This is a genomic window from Verminephrobacter eiseniae EF01-2, from assembly GCF_000015565.1.
GTDB lineage: Bacteria > Pseudomonadota > Gammaproteobacteria > Burkholderiales > Burkholderiaceae_C > Acidovorax > Acidovorax eiseniae.
Genome location: NC_008786.1, coordinates 2,068,841 through 2,083,216, shown reverse-complemented (window position 1 = coordinate 2,083,216; position 14,376 = coordinate 2,068,841). Strand labels below are relative to the sequence as shown.

The following is a 14,376-nucleotide window of genomic DNA, read 5'->3' as shown; positions in this document are numbered from 1 at the left end:
ATTTCCGTTGAAAGCACCCCGATGATGAGCGACAAAACCTGCCACTACGACCTGCTGATTCGCGGCGGTACCGTGATCGACGGCACCAGGGCGCCGCGCTTTGCGGCCGACCTGGGCATCCTGGACGGGCGCATCGCCGCCATCGGGCGGCTTGCCGGGCACAGCGCCGAGCAGCAGTTGGACGCGAGCGGCCGCATCGTTGCGCCCGGCTTCATCGACGCGCACACGCACGACGACCAGGCGCTGCTGTCGCAGCCGCAGATGCCGTTCAAAGTCTCGCAGGGCGTGACCACGGTGATCACCGGCAATTGCGGCATCAGCGCCGCGCCGCTGCGCGATGACATGGCTTTGCCGATGCCGCTGGGCCTGCTCGATGTGCCGGCGCAAGGGCGCTTTGCCTGCTTTGCGGCCTACCTCGATGCGCTGCGCGCCGCGCCCTCGTCGGTGAACGTGGCGGCCATGGTCGGGCATTCGACCTTGCGCGCCGTGGCCATGTCCGACCTGGAGCGGCCCGCGAACGGGCAGGAGATCGCCGCGATGCAGGCGCATGTCCAGCAGGCGCTGCAGGCCGGCGCCATCGGCCTGTCCACCGGCACCTTCTACCCGCCGGCGGCCAAGGCGACGACCGAAGAAATCATCGAAGTGGCCCGCCCGCTCACGGCGCACAAGGCGCTGTACGCGACGCACATGCGCAACGAGGGCGACCATGTGATCGAGTCGCTGGAAGAAACTTTCCGCATCGGCCGCGCGCTGGATGTTCCGGTGGTGGTATCGCACCACAAGGTGCAGTACCCGCAAAATTTCGGCAGGAGCAGCGCCACGCTCGCCTTGATCGGGCAGGCCATGCAGCACCAGTGCATCGGGCTCGATTGCTACCCCTACACGGCAGGCTCGACGATGATCCGCACCGACCGCAGCATGATGGAAGGCCGCGTGCTGATCGCATCGAGCCAGCCCCACCCCGAATGCGCAGGGCGCGACTTGAAAGACATCGCGGCCGAGTGGGGCCTGTCGAGACAAGAGGCGGCGCGCAGGCTGCAGCCGGGCAGCGCGATCTATTTCATGATGGACGAGGGCGATGTGCAGCGCATCCTTGCGTTCGACGAAACCATGATCGGCTCCGACGGCATCCCCTTCGGCGCCAAGCCGCACCCGCGGCTGTGGGGCACGTTCCCGCGGGTGCTCGGGCATTACAGCCGCGACATCGGTTTGTTCCCGCTGGAGACGGCGGTGTGGAAGATGACCGGGCTTACGGCCCGCACCTTCGGCCTGCATGAACGCGGCACGCTGCAGCCGGGCCAGCGCGCCGATCTGGTGATCTTCGACGCGGCGGCGGTTCGCGACAGCGCGACCTACGAAGCACCGGCGCAGCCCGCCGTCGGCATCGATGCGGTGATCGTCAACGGCGCGCTGACCTGGCAGCATGGCGCGCATTGCGGGGCGCGCAACGGCCAGGTTCTGCGCTCCGTGCCCCGTCCAACCCCTCGCCCCGGCGTGCGCTGATGGAAAACGACTACCGGGTCAGCGACGCCATCGTCATGCACTTTTGAACCCGCAGCCAGCGCGGCAGGGCCTGCGCCGGGGCGCGGCGCTGGCGTGCGCCAATGGCGCCCTGGTCTGCCGTGGCAGCGCCGACACGCCGGTCGTGCCGGCCCGCGCAGCGCGCATGCGCAGACGCGGCAGGTGACGGCCCGCGCCACTGGCGGCCCCCGCAGCAGGCAGCGCCGCTGGCATGGCAGGACTTTGGTTGCAGTCCTTGTCAGGCAAATTCCTGCAAGCGGCCACACACAACCAGACAGGCAATAGCGCCAAACACCGACTTCATTTCCGCTTGGGGCCATTTCACAATCCATTTCAACCGATCACCCCGGAACCGGAACCCCCAAGGAAATCACCATGCTCCAAGAACAACTGCTGGCGGAAATCCGCGAAGCCAACCTCACCTACCTGATGCTGGCGCAGACCCTGATCCGCCAAGACAAGGCCGAAGCGGTTTTCCGCCTGGGCATGAACGAGGAATCGGCCGATATCCTGGCCGCGCTGTCGGCAGCGCAGGTGATGAAACTGGCGTCCAGAAGCACGCTGCTGTGCCGCCTGCGTGTCGACGACAACCTGGTGTGGGGCCTGCTGACCAATCACGCCACCAGCCACGCGCCGGACCATGCAGCCAAAAAGGTGGGCAACGAAGCCACCAACGCGCTGCACGCCGGCATCCTGATGGCCAGCCGCGTGTCGGAAGTGCTCTGAAAGCGCGCCATGTCCACCAACGTTGCCAAAGCCCGCGTGAAAAGCGTTCTGAATGAATCCCGGCAGATCGAACGCGCGGCAGTGCTGATCCGCATGGGTGCCCGGATGCAGGTGCTGGAATCGGAAACCACGCTGTCGTATGAGCGGCTGATCCGCCTGTACAAAGAGATCGCCGGCAAGTCTCCGTCCAAAGGGCAGTTGCCATTTTCGACCGACTGGTTTCTGACCTGGCAGGAGAACATCCACAGCTCGCTGTTCCTGAACATCTACGAGTACCTCTCCAAGGGCCTGGACCTGGATGCCGTGGAACTACTGATCCGGGCCTACCGCCTGTACGACGAACAGGTGACCACGACCGCGATTGCGCCGCTGCTGTCCTTCACCCGCGCCTGGCGCCTGGTGAAGTTCGTCGACGCCGGCATGTTGACCCGCACTCGGTGCGCGCGCTGCGGCGGCCAGTTCGTGACCGAGTTGTACGAGAGCCGCCACTTCATCTGCGGCCTGTGCCACCCGCCCGCCCGCGCCGGCAAAAGCCGGGTCGCAGGCGCGTTGATGCTGCATTGAGTTGGATGGGCAAACGTGGAGGACGAAGCGCCTTTGCTGCGCTAACCGGCGCCGATCGACATTTCATAAGCCGCATTGGAACCCCAATCGGTAACCACCGCCCGGCGCCGATCGGCAGACAGGGCAATTCCTGCAGGGCTGCGAAAACCTGCTGCGACAACATGGGTAGTGCCATCCTTGTGCACCTGCTTGACCTCGGTTCCGCCGTAATCCACGACATACACCGACCCGGCGTCGGCAACGGCGATGCCCGGGCCGGGTGCAACGAAATCGCGCGAGACGGTGCGCGCGCGGCCATCGGGACCGGCGCAGGAAACGCCGCCATCGATGTTGGACACGAAATACCCGCCATCCGGCATCTGGACGGCGCCGACCGGCGTTTGCAATTCACCTTCCACCGCCACCGAGTGCTTGCCTGCGGGGTCGACCGCGAGAATCTGGTTGGTGCGGCGATTGGCAATCAGCAGTTTGCCCCGGTTGTCGAAAGAAATCCCCGCCGGGGTGGACAAACCGCGAACGAATACCTCCGGCTTGCCACCCGCTGCGGGAATCCTCCACACCAAGTCTTCGTTATACGAAGCAACGAAAATATCCCCATTCGCAGCAATGGCCAGGCCCGATGGTCCACTGAGGCCGGTTGCCAGCGCGGTGGTCTTGCCATCCTGCGTGACGCGAATGACCGTGCCGGCGCTCCAGTTCGCCACGACCAGCCTGCCCTCCGAGTCCAGGCCCATCCCGACCGGCGAAGACAGGCCCGCCGTAATGATGCGCTCGCGCCGCCAGAGCCTTGCTGCCGCTTGGGCGGATGCACCGCAAGCAAGCAGCGGATAGCTGGCGGCAAATGCCAAAATATTGCGACGGTTCATGACGGAATTTCTCCTTGAATGGCGCTGACGGGGTATTGAGGCGATTGAAACCATGCCGCGCGCCTCATTTCCGGGAGACGGCGCTACGTTTGAAAAGCAAGCCCGAAAAGCGGCCCTGCCCCACGAAAACGCCCAAAATTGTGATGACGATCCCGATGATCTGGACAGCGTGCGGCACAATGCCCATCGTGAGTTGGATCAGCAGCGCAAAGACCGGCACGAAGTTGAAGAAGATCGACGTCTTGCCCGGACCACGCACAGCGATACCGACGTTCCAGAAAAGATAGGCAAGGACAGACCCTGCCGTTCCCATCCACAGCGTTGCGGCAAAGCTCAGCCCCGTTCCCCCGATCGCGGCCTGAATCGGGTTTTCGCAGATGAACGCGACAATGACCAAGGCGATGGTGCCAAAAAGCATTGTCCAACCCGTGGTTTCCAGCGGCGTCGCACCAGACACGAAGGCGCGGGTGCCGACCGTATAAGCCGCCCAGCAGATCGAGCCGGCAAGAATGATCAGATCCCCGGAGGCAAACACCAGATGTCCCGACAGGATTTGCCCCTCGGTAATCACAAGGGATACGCCCACAAGGCTGATGGCCATGCCGATGATCCGATCCATCCCGGGCATCCGCTTGCCCAAGATCGCCTCGATGATATTGGCCGAGATCGGCGTGGTCGCCATGATGAGCGATGCAGTGATGGGGCTTGCACTCTGCAGGCCCACGAAAAGCGCGCCGTTGAACCCTGCTACGCCGATCACGCCCAGCAGGATGAAGGCGAGCAAATTGCGCGACAAAATGTCCCGGCGCACCCCTTCCTTGATGGCCATGATCAAGAAAATGCCTGCGACCGCAATCAGAAAGCGCTCGACGGAGGCTGTCCAGGGCGGCAGGCCAGATAGCGCAAACCTGGTTGCCTGAAAGTTGGATCCCCAGAAGAAGGTAGCGAGCAGCGTCAGCAAGACGGCCGTATTTGGGGTGGTTTTCATCGGATGAATTCCTTGGCCTCGATGCCAGAGCGGAGTGTCAGAGAATTGCGCCGTCTCCGGCGTTGAAACGATTTTCTGCCGATAAAGCATCGAATAGAAGCACTAGTGTCGCGTCACGGATCAGATGTAGATGATCGGTGACGCGACACTAGCATGTTCAGCACTACTGCCAAAGCGGTTGTCGCAGTCATTTCGCGCCATCCATGCCCAATCCGGATCGGCCCCAATTCCGCGCTTTTCATACCGCGCATGTCGCGCCGCCATCGACATCTCGCTCGGCAAATACTTCTTTCGCCAGAAGGGCAGCGTTGATGGCGGCCGGAAAACCTGCATAGGCCGCGATATGAATGGCCAATTCGACCATCTGTTCACGCGTACCGCCCACATTCAGAAGGCCATGAATATGCACCTTGAGTTGGGGCGTGGCGGTGCCCAGCGCAGCAAGCGCCGCGACGGTAATCATCTCGCGCTCCAGCAGCCCCAGCGCGGGGCGCTTGTAAATTTCGCCAAAACCAAACTCGACGATGAAACGGCCCAGGTCCGGGGCTATTCCTTTCAGCGCGGAAATCACCGCTTCCCCGGCATGGCCATCGATGCGCGAAAGTGCCTCCATGCCTTTCTGGAATCTGGCATCGGGAGCGCAAGACATGGTGGTCTCGGGAATGAAATTCAGCTTGCGTTCGTCAAACACTTCCTTGGCCGCAAAGACACCGTTCAAGGCGGCGGGAAAGCCCGCGTAGAGCACGAGTTGTATCATCGATTCGATGATTTCAGCGCCGGTGCATCCCACATTGAGCGCAGCGGCGATGTGGAATTTCAATTGTGGCCGCGCATTGCCCAGCGCGGCCAGAGCAGCCACGGTAACCAATTGCCTGTCGCGGTAGCTCAGGTGCGGCCGCTGGTAGATTTCGCCATACACGAAACTGATGGCCAATCTCCCAAGATCGGGGCAAATGTCCGCCATGGCAGCAATGATCGCAGGATTGCCTGTTGCCTCGACAGTGCACAGGCATTCCAGCCCAAGCTCATAGGTGCTGCGATTTGTTTCGTCAAGTGGTTGGTTCATGCACAAACGATAAGGATTTATATTTTGCTTGACCAATGTTTAATTTATTGATACCTTTTGGGTATCGAATGCTGCGGCAGGGAGAAAAATGGACAGGTCTGTGAATCTCAGGCAGTTGAAATACTTCGTTGCCGTGGCGGAGGAATTGAGTTTCCGGCGCGCCGCAACGCGGCTGTGCATCACACAACCGCCGCTGAGCAGGCAAATACACGCGCTGGAAGAGCACCTTGGCGCGCTGCTCTTTGAGCGGGGTGGCCGGCGCATCGCGCTGACCGATACCGGGATGCTGTTTTTGGAACGGGCGCGGGCACTGCTCAGAGACTCCGATCGACTGGTCTCGCAGTTCGGCCAGCAACCGGCCGAGCGATCCGGGTTGAATCTGGGCATCACCACCGTCATTGATGCCAGCCTTTTTTCGTGGATAGAGCCGGAATTTGCGCAGCGCTTTCCATCGATTCGCCTCAACGTGAAGCGGCAGCTCTCGGCCGCCTGCGTGCGCGACTTGAACCGTGGCGTCCTGGATGTCGCGGTGATTGGCCTGCCATCGCACACGGAAGGCTTGGTCGTGGAGCATCTGCTGGACGAGCCTATGGTCGTGGGCCTTGCCGTGGATCATCCGGCCGGCAAGAAGCGCAAGCTGTCCCTGAGCGACATCCGTCAAGACCATCTCTTTTGGTTCGACCGCAAACTCAACCCGGCCTACCACGATCATTGCGAGCGCATCTTCGCGCGCAACCGCTTCGCCCCGCCCCGCATCATCGAGCCGTCGGACTACCATATCCTCTTGAGCCTGGTCGCCGAAGGGCAAGGTGTCGCCCTGATTCCCCGCTCGCTCAAGACCATGCAGCGCAAGGGCGTCCTGTACAAAGACCTCGACGAGGGCGAGCAACTGGGCATCGCCATAGCCATCGCCCGCCGCACGGGGGAGCAGTCAGGCCAGGTCGCGGGCTTTATTGCCTTCTTGAAGGAACGCCTGGGATCGTTGGGTGCCATTTCCGCAATGACATCCAGCCCCGCCCCGCGCTCGTTCTCACCGTCTTCGACGACAACGATCCGCATTTCACGCTGAGAATCGCCTGCGGCACGAGCCAGCGCACGACGACACTTTGCTGCGGGGGATTTCCCGACCCTGAGAAAACGCAACCAGCAAGACCGACCGTTCCCATGCCGACATGGACATGCCGACCCGCACCCCCGGTGCGCACATTGCGGCGGCCAGTTCGTGACCGAACTGCACGACCGTCGCCACGGCCCCGGCGGCCTGTGCCGCCCATGCGCGCCGGCACACACCGGACCGCAGGCGCGTTGGTGTTGCCCCGGTTTTCATGGGTCGATCGGGCAGTGCCAGCAGGTATGATCGGGCGCTTGGCGCCGGCCGAGTCAGTGCCATATCGGTGCAATGACTGCCCGTAGCTCAACCGGATAGAGCAATAGCCTTCTAAGCTATAGGTCGGGGGTTCGAGTCCCTCCGGGCAGGCCATTGATAAGTTTCAAGAGGTCCCAGTAAGTCCCAGATTGTCTCGCAAGCCGTTGATTTCAATACAGTTTATTGAAATTGACGTCCCGCAAGATTCCGGACTGACCCATTGCAGCTCACCCAAAACGGGGGAACAATTGGGGGAACGAGGCCCGATTTTGGGCCACTCAACCGAGGTCGTTCCCCCATGTTGACCGAAATCGCCTGCAAATCCGCGGTGTGCCTGCCGGGCAAAGCGCGTGCCCGGCTGACCGATGCCGGTGGCCTGTACCTGGAAATATCACCGACCGGATTCAAACGCTGGTTCTGGAAATACCGCTTTGCCACCAAGGAAAAGCGCCTCGCGCTCGGCACCTACCCAGCGGTTTCCCTGAAGCAAGCCCGCAGCGAGCGTGATCTCGCCCGCCGCATCCTGCAGTCGGGCTCTGACCCGTCCAAACGCCGGCAGATCGAGCGGCTTGAACTTCAGCTGGCGGAAGCCAACACCTTCGAAGAAGTCGCTCGCGAGTTGCATGCCACCAAGGCCAGCGGGTGGAGCAAGCAGTACGGGGAACGTTGGCTTGAACGGATGGAAAAGGACTTGTTCCCCTGGATCGGTCCTGTTCCCCTACCCGAGATCACCGCCCCCATGCTGCTCAACACGCTGCGCAAAATTGAAAAGCGCGGGGCCCGGGAAACGGCACACACATTGCGGCAGACGGCTGGCCAGGTGTTCCGCTATGGGGTGGCCACCGCCGCTGCGAGCGCAATCCCGCTCCCGACCTTCACGGCGCGCTGCAGCCGCTGAACATCAAGCACATGGCCGCCATCCTGGAGCCCGCACAGGCCGGCGAACTGATGCGGGCCATCCACGACTATTCCGGCCAGCCAGTCACACGCGCCGCCCTGCTCCTGTCCGCCCTGCTCTTCCAGCGCCCCGGCAACATGCAGGCCATGCAATGGAACGAGCTGGACTGCAAGCTGGGGGCGAACGAAATCTATGGGCGCATCAAGGGAACAAAGACCGATCTGACCACACTGGCAACCGATCCCACAGACTACAAGGCGCTGATCGCCCAAGCCAAAGGCACCAGCGAGAAACTGGCACTGGCCCAGAAGCTGGCCACGCGGCGTCTGGCCTTCGGCGTGGTGCCGGAGCTCGATGCCTGCTTCGCGGCGCTGGAGTTCGAGCCATGAACGGCATGAGCAACGCCAAGGAGGCGCTCATCGCCGAAGTGCTGGGTGACATGGCATCCCTGATTGAGCGGATCGAGAAGCTCGGACCTGATATGGAAGTCTCGCGCAGGGAACTGCTCAAGGCCAGCAACCACCTCGCATTCCAGATGTCGGGATTCGAAGGCCGTATTGCCAAGCTCTCCGAGAATGCCGTGGACCTTTGCGTCAGTCAGATCAACCAAAAGGCCAGCGGTGTCTGCGCCAACACACAGAACACCCAGATCGCGGCCATGCAGTCTGCGGCGCGAGAAATGTTCAACAAAGAGTTCCACCCCGTGGTGAACCGGGTGGTGTCCCAACTGGAGCAATTGGCGCGACTGTTTCAACCCGACCGTAACCCCTGGCTGCCATGGCTGACGCATGGCGGTGCCTTTGTCACCGGCGCCGCGCTGACCTGGCTGCTCGTGGTCATGATCTGGGTTCGGTGAACACAGGACTGCGAAGAAGAATGGGGCCGACCAACATCGGGACGAACCCCACCGGCACCGTGTCTCAACGCGACAGGTTCGCCGGCAGGTTGAAGGGCGTGATCACCTCCACGTTCGAGCGCTTCGGTGCCGCCGCACTGGGCGCCGCGCCGTGGTGCTGCATCAGCAGGTGGCAGGCCAGGTGCAAGTCGTGGTGCAGATCGTGGTGGAGCACCGCCGACAGCTGCCGTTTCCGCAGCAGGGCCAGGTTGTCGTCGTCCAGGTCGTGCCCGATGAACACCCGACAGGCACGGCCCGCCTGCTCGAAGGCCGCGCGAATCGCCGCGTTGGCACCGCCCACCGAGTACACGGCCGCGATCCACGGCTGACGCGTCAGCAGGCGCCCCACTGCCGCCACCGTGGGCGCGTGCAAGCCCTGCCCCGCGTCCAGCACCTGGACGCCACAGTCGGAGCGTGCAGCGGCCAGCGCTACACGGAACGCCTCGATGCGTTCGCCTTCGCCCTGAAAGCGCTGCCCGCTGCTGGACACCAGCACATCACAGCAATGCGCGCCCAGCCACTGGTCCATCAGGTAGGCCGCCGTCTGGCCGGCGCAGCGGTTGTCCAGCCCGACATAGGACAGCCGGGGCGCCGACGGCATATCGGTGACCAGGGTGACGACGGGAATGCGGCGCGCCTGCAGCCGCGCCACCGCATCCGCCACCACCGGCAGGTCTGGTGCCTTGAGCAGCACACCGTGGCTGCCGCGGCGGGCAATCCCGTCCAGCACCGCCACCCATTGTTCGGCGCTCCGGGTTTCGGCCAGGTGATCGCGGGCGCGGAACACCGCCGGCTGCGTGCGCCGCATGGCCTCGTCCAGCGCGCCGCGCACCATGCGCGAAAACCGGGTGGGTGCCTCCATCACCAGGTCGATCAGCAAGCGCTGCCCCCGCAAGCCCACCTGTTGCTGCTGCCGCTCCAGCTCGGCCCAGGCCTGCTGCACGCGCCGCTGCGTGGCCGCGCGCACGCCGGGCCGCTGGTGCAACACGCGGTCCACCGTGGCCAGGCTCACGCCGGCCTGCAAGGCCAGCTCTTTCATCGCGAAGTCATGGGCCAAGGTGTGTCCGTCTGTGGGTGCGCAAATGCGCGTGGAAATGGGGGTGGATTTGATGGTGATCCGGTGGTGAATTCTGAGGTGTTTTTGAGGTGTTTGTCAGCCCCGGAAAAGCGCTCCGCTGCCTAGACTGGCCCCACAAACACCAGGAGACAACATGACCCAGTCCCTTCACCGGCACGGCCTGCGCGCCAACGAGGCGCGCCTCGACGATCTGCAAGCCGTTCTCGCCCAGAAGACCGACCCGCGGGACTGCCCTAACGCCGCGCACACCACCCACGACGTGCCGGTCTACGACTGCGCGGCCTTGCGCACACAGCTGCACGGCGATGACGGCTTCCGCTCGGCGCTGATGGCCGAATGGGCCAGGGTGTGGGAGCATGGCCCCGGCATCCTGGTGCTCAAGGGCGCCCTGCCCGACCATGCGCTGGTCGATGCCGTCACGCAGCGCTTCCAGGCCATCATCGAATCCGAGCGCCACGGCCAAAGCGGCGGTGACCATTTCGCCAAGGCCGGAGCGAACGACCGGGTATGGAACGCGCTGGAAAAACTCTGCCTGCTCGACCCGGCCCTGTTTGCCCGCTACTACGCCAGCGACATGATTGCGCTGGCCAGCCACGCCTGGCTGGGCCCGGGCTACCAGGTCACCTCGCAGGTCAACAACGTGCGGCCCGGCGGCGCGGCGCAGATGCCCCACCGCGACTACCACCTGGGCTTCTGCACCGCCACGCAGGCCGAGGCCTACCCGGCACACGCCCACCGCCTCTCGCCCATGCTGACCCTGCAGGGCGCGGTGGCGCACGTGGACATGCCGCTGGAGAGCGGGCCCACGCTCTACCTGCCCCATTCACAGAAGTTCAGCCACGGCTACCTGGTGGCCGAGCGCGCCGACTTCCGGACCTATTTCGAGCAGCACCGTGTGCAACTGCCGCTGGCCAAGGGAGACGCGGTGTTCTTCAACCCGGCCCTGCTGCACGCGGCGGGCGAAAACCGCTCGGCGGACATTCAGCGCATGGCCAACCTGCTGCAAGTGTCGGCGGCCTTCGGTCGCGCGATGGAGACCGTGGACCGGCACCGCATGGCGCTGACCCTGTACCCGCCGCTGCTGACCCTGCTGCGGGACGGCCAGCTCGACCCGGGAGCCGCAAGGCGCGCCGTGGCCGCCAGCGCCGAGGGTTACGCCTTCCCGACCAACCTCGACCGCGACCCGCCGCTGGGCGGCCTGGCCCCCGAAAGCCCGCAGGCGGTGATGCAGCGCGCGCTGCACGAAGCCTGGCCACCCGAACAGTTCCAGCGCCACATGGACACGCTGGCCGAACACCGCCTCAGCTGAACCCAGGAGACCGTCATGACATCCGCCACCCCCTTGAACGTCGGCATCGTCGGCCTCGGTCGCCTGGGCCGCCGCCACGCTGAATGCCTGGCCCACCACGTGCCCGGTGCCCGGCTCGTCGCCGCCTGCAACCCCAGCGCGGGCGCCCTCGACTGGGCCCGTGACCAGCTGGGCGTGACGCAGCTCCACCAGGATTTCAACCACTTCATCACCACCGCCGACATCGACGCCGTGGTGCTGGCCAGCCCCACCACCGAACACGCCCACCAGTTCGAGGCCGCGCTGCGCGCCGGCAAACACGTGTTCGTGGAGAAACCCCTGTCGCTCGATGTCGCCACCTGCGAAGCGCTGGCCGCTCTCGCGGCCGCGCACCCGGCACAGGTGGTGATGGTCGGTTTCGAACGGCGCTTCGACCCCGATCTGGTGCGCGCCCGCGCGGCCATCGAACGCGGCGAGCTGGGCCGGCCCTTCCTGGTGCGCTCGCAGACCTGCGACAGGATCGACCCAGACGGATTTTTCGTGAAGTTCGCCCCCACCTCGGGTGGCATCTTCAATGACTGCAGCGTGCACGACATCGACCTGGCCCGCTGGATGCTGGGCAACCCCAAGGCCACCAAGGTGTTCGCCAGCGGCACCAACGCGGTCCACCCGGAGCTGGCGCAGCACGACGACGTGGACAACGGCCTGGCGATCATCGAGTTCGAGGGCGGCGCCCGCGCCGTGCTGTACGCCAGCCGCACCATGCCCCACGGCCACGAGACCACGCTGGAGGTGATCGGCACCGCGGGCACGGTGCAGGTGGGTTTCGGCGCCCAGCTGGGTGCCACCACCTTCCGCTCGGCGCAGGGCGTGCACCACCCGGCGCTGCCCGACTTCTACGCGCGCTTCGAACAGGCGTTTCAACAGGAGATGCGGGCATTCGTGGCCGCCTGTCGGGGCACCGGCACCCTGCCGGGGGACCTGAGCGACGCCATCGAGGCCACCCGCATCGCGCACGCGCTCCAGCGGTCGTTTCTGACGGGGGAGACGGTTAGGCTGTGAGCACTCCGCATCGAAGCGGCAGATTGTGCGAACGGGAGGACTCAAGTGCCTCCCAGATCTCAGAAGAATGTCTCAGTTCAATGTGATATTGGCCGCCCGGATGTAGCTGCCCCAGCGATCAAACTCTCGGTTGTAGAACTGCTGGTAGGACGACGTGCTCATGGGCGTCATCACCATGGACATCTTGCGCATGGTTTCTGCCACCTGTGCATCGGCCAGAGAGCCTTCGATGGCGTCGTGCAGGCGCGTGACGATCTCGGCCGGTGTGTTCGCGGGTGCCACGAAGCCGAGCCAGGGACCGATGTCGATGTCGACGCCAAACTCCTTGAGGGTCGGCACATTGGGGTGTCCGGCCAGACGCTCGGGGGCGGTGACCGCCAACATGCGGATCGCACCGACCGCCACATGCTGTTCCGCCACCAGCGAGGGGATGACGGAACAGTCGATCTGCTTGGCAAGCTGGGCCTGCATCAACGGCGCGGTGCTGTTGTACGGCACATGCAGCAGCGGGGAACCTGTGCTCTTGTTCAGCACTTCCATGATGATCTGGCCCGAGCTGCCCTGGCCCCAGGAGCCGTAGGTCGGAGCGTCCTTCGCTTGCTTGGCCATCTGCAGAAACTCGGTCAGCGTCTTGGCCGGATGGGAGGCATGCACCATCACGGTCAGCGGGGTGAACCCGATCGGAGCCACCGCGAGGAAGTCCTTCTTTGAATCGTAGGGCGTGGGCTTGATGATGTGCGGCGCGATGGAATGCGAGTCGGCCGCCCCATAGATCAAGGTGTAGCCGTCGGCAGGGCTTCTGGCGCCCAGCAAGCTACCGATCGTGCCAATCGCCCCGGGACGGTTGTCGACGACCACGGGTTGCCCCAGGCGCTGGGACAGCACCGGCGCCATCGCCCGCACCAGGGCATCGCCGCCGCCGCCGGCCGCCCAGGGCACGATGATCTTGATCGGGCGCGACGGGTAGGCGTTGCCCTGCGCCAGGGAAGTGAGCGCCGTGCCGCCGATGACGGGCAGCGAAAGCAGGCGCAGCGCCTTGCGCCGGTTCAGGTTGGTGTTCATGGGGTCTCCTTCGTGGGGTGGGGGTCAAAGGCTTCTCTGATCGAGCCAGTGGCCGATGTGGGCCGCCAGCTGCTCGTGGTTGTCTTCCAGCATCAGCATGTGGCCGTTGCCGGTGATGCCGATGTCGGGGAGCCAGATGAAATCGGCGCCCAGGAACGTCGCCAGGGCGCCATCCACTTCCTTCGGATGGCGGGGGTCGGCGTCGCCGGTCATGACCAGGATCGGCAGGGTGCCCAGCTGTTCGGGGCGCTCCAGGCGCAGACCGCTGCCTCCGATGTTGAAGCGCTCGTTCAGGATCCGCGGGCTCTCGTGACCGATGGAGCGGGCGTAGGCCTCGAATGCGCCATGAGGAAAGCGCAGGCTGTTGGCCCAGTAGGTCTGGATGAACGACCGGTCCACGAAGGCCGGGCGATCGGTGGGCGCATAGATGGCGTGACTTCCAGCATCGCCGTCACCCGCCGTGTCTGGCTCGGTCGGAAGTTCCGGGACCAGGTTCGCGGGCGCTCCCGGCGCAATGCCGACAATCGCTTTGACGTGCGAGCGGTGGTTTTCCGCGACCCACCAAACAATGGGTCCGCCCGCCGAGTGTGCGAACACGATGGAAGGGCCGATGTCGTGCAGCAAGGCGGCCAGCGAGCGGCCCACATCGGCCATCGACAGCTCCAGGAAACGGGCGGAGGTCGGCGAACGGCCGTGCCCTGGCCAGTCCATCACATGAACGTCGTGTCCCCGGCGGCAGAACAAAGCCGCCCAGCCTTCACGGCCATCGGGTGTGGCCAGGTAGCCGGTTCCGTTGTGGAACCCGCCGTGAAGCATGACGATGGGCAGTTTCTCGGTCTTCTCCTCAGCGACCAGCACGTCCACATAGACGGGGTGATCTGCCGTGCCGGAGTAGATAAATCGCTGCTTCATGGTCTGGTTCCTTCGCTGGCGGGTCCGACGTCGTCAGAAAACCGCATGCCCAAATAGTCCCATATGGAACTATTTAAACGCAAA

General features: G+C 64.3%; 15 protein-coding genes and 1 tRNA gene. 10 read left to right on the top strand and 6 right to left on the bottom strand.

The genetic code is table 11. The features are described from left to right. Positions 1 to 24 precede the first annotated feature (24 nt). The 3 genes from VEIS_RS09100 to flhC all read left to right on the top strand — a co-directional run bounded on the left by VEIS_RS09100 (position 25) and on the right by flhC (position 2,811). Positions 25 to 1,503, top strand: a complete 1,479-nt coding sequence (locus tag VEIS_RS09100) for an N-acyl-D-amino-acid deacylase family protein (RefSeq protein ID WP_041950689.1) — start codon at positions 25 to 27, stop codon at positions 1,501 to 1,503. A 393-nt stretch (positions 1,504 to 1,896) separates the two neighbouring features. After that, positions 1,897 to 2,247, top strand: a complete 351-nt coding sequence (gene flhD, locus VEIS_RS09095) for a flagellar transcriptional regulator FlhD (protein WP_011809619.1) — start codon at positions 1,897 to 1,899, stop codon at positions 2,245 to 2,247. Between the two features lie 9 nt (positions 2,248 to 2,256). Then, positions 2,257 to 2,811 carry a flagellar transcriptional regulator FlhC gene (gene flhC / locus VEIS_RS09090; RefSeq protein ID WP_011809618.1) on the top strand — a complete coding sequence of 185 codons (555 nt, stop codon included), beginning with the start codon at positions 2,257 to 2,259 and terminating at the stop codon, positions 2,809 to 2,811. 41 nt (positions 2,812 to 2,852) lie between these two features. On the opposite strand, the gene VEIS_RS09085 is transcribed toward flhC, so the two are convergent. From VEIS_RS09085 to VEIS_RS09075, 3 genes are all read right to left on the bottom strand, one after another. Continuing rightward, on the bottom strand, positions 2,853 to 3,731 hold the full coding sequence (locus VEIS_RS09085; RefSeq protein ID WP_157048450.1) for an NHL repeat-containing protein: 879 nt from the start codon (positions 3,729 to 3,731) through the stop codon (positions 2,853 to 2,855). 10 nt (positions 3,732 to 3,741) lie between these two features. Further along, positions 3,742 to 4,665 carry a DMT family transporter gene (locus tag VEIS_RS09080; protein ID WP_011809616.1) on the bottom strand — a complete coding sequence of 308 codons (924 nt, stop codon included), beginning with the start codon at positions 4,663 to 4,665 and terminating at the stop codon, positions 3,742 to 3,744. 238 nt (positions 4,666 to 4,903) lie between these two features. Then, positions 4,904 to 5,731, bottom strand: coding sequence for a carboxymuconolactone decarboxylase family protein (locus VEIS_RS09075; protein ID WP_011809615.1), 828 nt, complete (start codon positions 5,729 to 5,731; stop codon positions 4,904 to 4,906). Between the two features lie 100 nt (positions 5,732 to 5,831). Here VEIS_RS09075 and VEIS_RS09070 point away from each other — a divergent pair, with 100 nt between their 5' ends. The 5 genes from VEIS_RS09070 to VEIS_RS09055 all read left to right on the top strand — a co-directional run bounded on the left by VEIS_RS09070 (position 5,832) and on the right by VEIS_RS09055 (position 8,851). After that, positions 5,832 to 6,800: a LysR family transcriptional regulator gene (locus VEIS_RS09070; protein ID WP_232287885.1), complete on the top strand. Its 969-nt coding sequence runs from the start codon at positions 5,832 to 5,834 to the stop codon at positions 6,798 to 6,800. 334 nt (positions 6,801 to 7,134) lie between these two features. Beyond that, a tRNA-Arg gene (locus VEIS_RS09065) sits at positions 7,135 to 7,211 on the top strand. Positions 7,212 to 7,395: 184 nt separating this feature from the next. Then, entirely contained in the window at positions 7,396 to 7,995 is a 600-nt protein-coding gene (locus VEIS_RS09060; RefSeq protein ID WP_011809613.1) for a tyrosine-type recombinase/integrase, read from the top strand. 11 nt (positions 7,996 to 8,006) lie between these two features. Then, entirely contained in the window at positions 8,007 to 8,384 is a 378-nt protein-coding gene (locus VEIS_RS31320; RefSeq protein WP_011809612.1) for a hypothetical protein, read from the top strand. After that, positions 8,381 to 8,851, top strand: a complete 471-nt coding sequence (locus tag VEIS_RS09055) for a hypothetical protein (RefSeq protein ID WP_041949915.1) — start codon at positions 8,381 to 8,383, stop codon at positions 8,849 to 8,851. The genes VEIS_RS31320 and VEIS_RS09055 overlap by 4 nt, the downstream gene beginning before the upstream one ends. Positions 8,852 to 8,915: 64 nt before the next feature. Here the strand turns inward: VEIS_RS09055 and VEIS_RS09050 are convergent, their stop codons facing one another. Beyond that, positions 8,916 to 9,947 carry a LacI family DNA-binding transcriptional regulator gene (locus VEIS_RS09050; RefSeq protein ID WP_041949914.1) on the bottom strand — a complete coding sequence of 344 codons (1,032 nt, stop codon included), beginning with the start codon at positions 9,945 to 9,947 and terminating at the stop codon, positions 8,916 to 8,918. 154 nt (positions 9,948 to 10,101) lie between these two features. Between VEIS_RS09050 and VEIS_RS09045 the strand changes: the two genes are divergently transcribed. After that, positions 10,102 to 11,277 carry a phytanoyl-CoA dioxygenase family protein gene (locus tag VEIS_RS09045; RefSeq protein ID WP_011809610.1) on the top strand — a complete coding sequence of 392 codons (1,176 nt, stop codon included), beginning with the start codon at positions 10,102 to 10,104 and terminating at the stop codon, positions 11,275 to 11,277. A 15-nt stretch (positions 11,278 to 11,292) separates the two neighbouring features. Beyond that, complete coding sequence (locus tag VEIS_RS09040; protein WP_011809609.1) at positions 11,293 to 12,318, top strand: Gfo/Idh/MocA family protein; 1,026 nt, start codon at positions 11,293 to 11,295, stop codon at positions 12,316 to 12,318. 72 nt (positions 12,319 to 12,390) lie between these two features. Here the strand turns inward: VEIS_RS09040 and VEIS_RS09035 are convergent, their stop codons facing one another. Together VEIS_RS09035 and VEIS_RS09030 are read right to left on the bottom strand one after the other, a co-directional pair. Beyond that, positions 12,391 to 13,380: a tripartite tricarboxylate transporter substrate binding protein gene (locus tag VEIS_RS09035; RefSeq protein WP_011809608.1), complete on the bottom strand. Its 990-nt coding sequence runs from the start codon at positions 13,378 to 13,380 to the stop codon at positions 12,391 to 12,393. 24 nt (positions 13,381 to 13,404) lie between these two features. Next, positions 13,405 to 14,292 (bottom strand): alpha/beta fold hydrolase, encoded by an 888-nt coding sequence (locus VEIS_RS09030; protein ID WP_011809607.1) that lies wholly within the window; start codon positions 14,290 to 14,292, stop codon positions 13,405 to 13,407. Positions 14,293 to 14,376 lie beyond the last annotated feature (84 nt).